This is a genomic window from Sphaerotilus sp., from assembly GCF_041083715.1.
In the GTDB taxonomy this organism is placed as follows: domain Bacteria; phylum Pseudomonadota; class Gammaproteobacteria; order Burkholderiales; family Burkholderiaceae_C; genus Sphaerotilus.
The window spans coordinates 1-3,021 of sequence record NZ_JBFPGY010000163.1 but is presented as its reverse complement, the minus strand read 5'-3'; the positions used below and the strand labels follow the sequence as shown (position 1 = coordinate 3,021).

The 3,021-nt window shown below is 67.5% G+C and carries 3 protein-coding genes; all 3 read right to left on the bottom strand.

Translation table 11 applies throughout. The features are described from left to right. A partial coding sequence (locus AB3X43_RS07410; protein WP_369429218.1) for a biotin/lipoyl-containing protein occupies nt 1-755 on the bottom strand: 755 nt, incomplete at its 3' end. A 15-nt stretch (nt 756-770) separates the two neighbouring features. Continuing rightward, nucleotides 771-2,459: a dihydrolipoyllysine-residue acetyltransferase gene (gene aceF, locus AB3X43_RS07405; RefSeq protein WP_369429217.1), complete on the bottom strand. Its 1,689-nt coding sequence runs from the start codon at nt 2,457-2,459 to the stop codon at nt 771-773. A gap of 26 nt (nt 2,460-2,485) precedes the next feature. Beyond that, nucleotides 2,486-3,021, bottom strand: a 536-nt coding sequence (locus AB3X43_RS07400) for a transketolase-like TK C-terminal-containing protein (protein ID WP_473965080.1), incomplete at its 5' end; no start/stop codon positions are given.

The following is a 3,021-nucleotide window of genomic DNA, read 5'->3' as shown; positions in this document are numbered from 1 at the left end:
CGCTCCGTGCCCGCGCCCGTGGTCTCTTCGACCTGGACGTGGTACGGGTCGAGGAACTGGCCGACGCCGCGCACGGTGGTGACCTTGCGCATCTTGGCCATCGCGGCGAGGCCGCCGGTCAGCTTGCCGATGACCTTGTCCTTGTGGCCGCGCAGCTTGTCGATGTCCAGGCTCGGCGCGCCGAACTCGACACCCAGCGCGCCCAGGTGGCTCACCTCGTCCATCACCGCCGCGACGTGCAGGAGCGCCTTCGACGGGATGCAGCCCACGTTCAGGCACACGCCGCCCAGCGTCGCGTAACGCTCGACGATGACGACCTTCAGGCCCAGGTCGGCGGCGCGAAATGCCGCCGAGTAGCCGCCAGGACCGGCGCCGAGCACGAGCAGGTCGCACTCGACATCGGCTGCACCGGTGTAGCTGCTCGCCGGGCCGGCTGCGACAGCGGCCGGCGCCGGCGCAGCAACCGGAGCTGCTGCGGCCGGTGCCGGTGCCGGCGCGGGTGCAGCAGCCGCCGCCTCCGCGCTGTCCAGCACCAGGATCACGCTGCCCTGGTTCATCTTGTCGCCGATCGCGACCTTCAGTTCCTTGACCACGCCCGAGTGGCTCGACGGAATCTCCATCGACGCCTTGTCGGATTCGACCGTGAGCAAGCTCTGCTCGGCCTTCACCGTGTCGCCGACAGCCACCAGCAACTCGATGATCGCCACGTCCTTGAAGTCGCCGATGTCCGGGACTTGTACTTCGATCAATGCCATGTCAGTGACTCCCGATCACAGCACGATGCGGCGGAAGTCCGCCAGCAGCGATGCGAAGTAAACGTTGAAGCGGGCCGCCGCCGCGCCATCGATGACGCGGTGGTCCCACGACAGCGACAGCGGCAGCATCAGGCGCGGCTGGAACTGCTTGCCGTCCCACTTCGGCTCGATGGCGCTCTTGCAGACGCCCATGATCGCGACTTCCGGTGCGTTGATGATCGGCGTGAAGTAGCGCCCGCCAATGCCGCCCAGCGACGAGATCGAGAAGCAGCCGCCGCTCATCTCGGCGGGACCAAGCTTGCCGTCGCGGGCCTTCTTGGCCAGTTCGCCCATCTCCTGGCTGATCTGGAAGATGCCCTTCTTGTCGCAGTCCTTGATGACCGGAACCATCAGGCCGTTCGGCGTGTCCGCCGCGAAGCCAATGTGGAAGTAGTTCTTCAGCACCAGCGTGTCGCCGTCCAGCGAGGCGTTGAACTCGGGGAACTTCTTCAGCGCCGCGACCGCCGCCTTGATCATGAAGGCCAGCATCGTGACCTTGACGCCGGACTTCTCGTTTTCCTTGTTCGTCGCCACGCGGAAGGCTTCGAGGTCGGTGATGTCCGCGTCGTCGTGGTTGGTGACGTGCGGGATGACGACCCAGTTGCGGTGCAGGTTGGCGCCCGAGATCTTCTTGATGCGCGACAGATCCTTGCGCTCGACCGGGCCGAACTTGGCGAAGTCCACCTTCGGCCAGGCCAGCAGGCCGGGGAAGGCGCCGCCAGCGGCCGCCGCTGCGGGAGCCGGTGCGGGCGCTGCGGCCTTCTGGGCAGCGGTCTGCACGGCACCCGCCATCACGCCCTTCACGAAGCCCTGGATGTCGGTCTCGGTGATGCGGCCCTTCGGACCACTGCCCTTGACCTCGGCCAGCGGCACGCCCAGTTCGCGGGCGAACTTGCGCATCGACGGCGAGGCGTGCGGCAGGTTGAGTGCCGGGGCGGTCGGGTCATGTGCGGGCACCACAGCAGCAGCCGGAGCGGCCACAGGTGCAGCCGCCGCAACCGGTGCCGGAGCAGCCGCCACCGCCACCGCAGGCGCCGCAGCCGGTGCGGGTGCAGCGGCAGCCGGAGCCGCGACAGCCCCCGCCACGCCTTCCAGCACCACGACCAGCGACCCCTTCTTCACCTTGTCGCCGAGCGCGACCTTCAGCTCTTTCACGACGCCAGCGTGCGACGACGGGATCTCCATCGACGCCTTGTCCGACTCGACCGTGATCAGGCTCTGCTCGGCCGACACCTTGTCGCCGACCTTGACCAGCAGCTCGATGACGGCCACTTCGTCGAAGTCACCGATGTCCGGCACGAACACCTCGACCGGACCCGAAGCCGCAGCCGCATTACTCCCTCCCCCAGCGGGGGAGGGTTGGGGAGGGGGAACCACCGCGGCAGGCGCGGCCACCGGTGCAAGCGCAGGTGCCGCAGCCACCGCTCCGGCCACCTCCAGCATCACCACGACCGTGCCCTCGTTCACCTTGTCGCCCAGCGCGACCTTCAGCTCACGCACCACGCCCGCATGCGACGACGGGATCTCCATCGACGCCTTGTCCGACTCGACCGTCAGCAGGCTCTGCTCCGCCTTGATGGTGTCACCCACCTTGACGAGCACCTCGATGATCGCCACGTCCTTGAAGTCGCCGATGTCCGGGACTTTCACTTCGATCAATGCCATGTTGTGTCTCCGTGTGCTGCTGGGGGTCAGGCGTACAGCGGGTTGATCTTGTCGGCCTTGATGCCGTACTGGGCGATCGCTTCAGCCACCTTCGACATCGGCACCGCGCCTTCATCCGCCAGCGCGCGCAGGGCGGCGACGACGATGTAGTGGCGGTTGATCTCGAAGTGCTCGCGCAGCTTGCCGCGGAAGTCGCTGCGACCGAAACCGTCCGTGCCCAGCACCTTGTAGGCGCGGCCTTGCGGGATGAAGGCGCGGATCTGCTCGGCGTAGCTCTTCATGTAGTCGGTCGAGGCGATGACCGGGCCGGCGTGCGGCTGCAGTTGCTGCGTGACGAACGGGACTTGCGCCGCCTCCATCGGGTGCAGCAGGTTGTAGCGTTCGGCGGCCTGGCCATCGCGGCCCAGCTCGTTGAAGCTCGGGCAGCTCCACACATTGGCTGCGACGCCCCAGTCCGCTTCCAGCAGCTTCTTCGCCGCGATCGACTCGCGCAGGATCGTGCCCGAACCCAGCAGGTTGACGCGTGGCGTGACCGCTGCGGCGCCTTCTTCGAGCAGGTACA

Excerpts from the sequence above, each read along its gene's own strand:
- aceF (WP_369429217.1), bottom strand. The coding sequence starts at position 2,459 with ATGGCATTGATCGAAGTGAAAGTCCCGGACATCGGCGACTTCAAGGAC.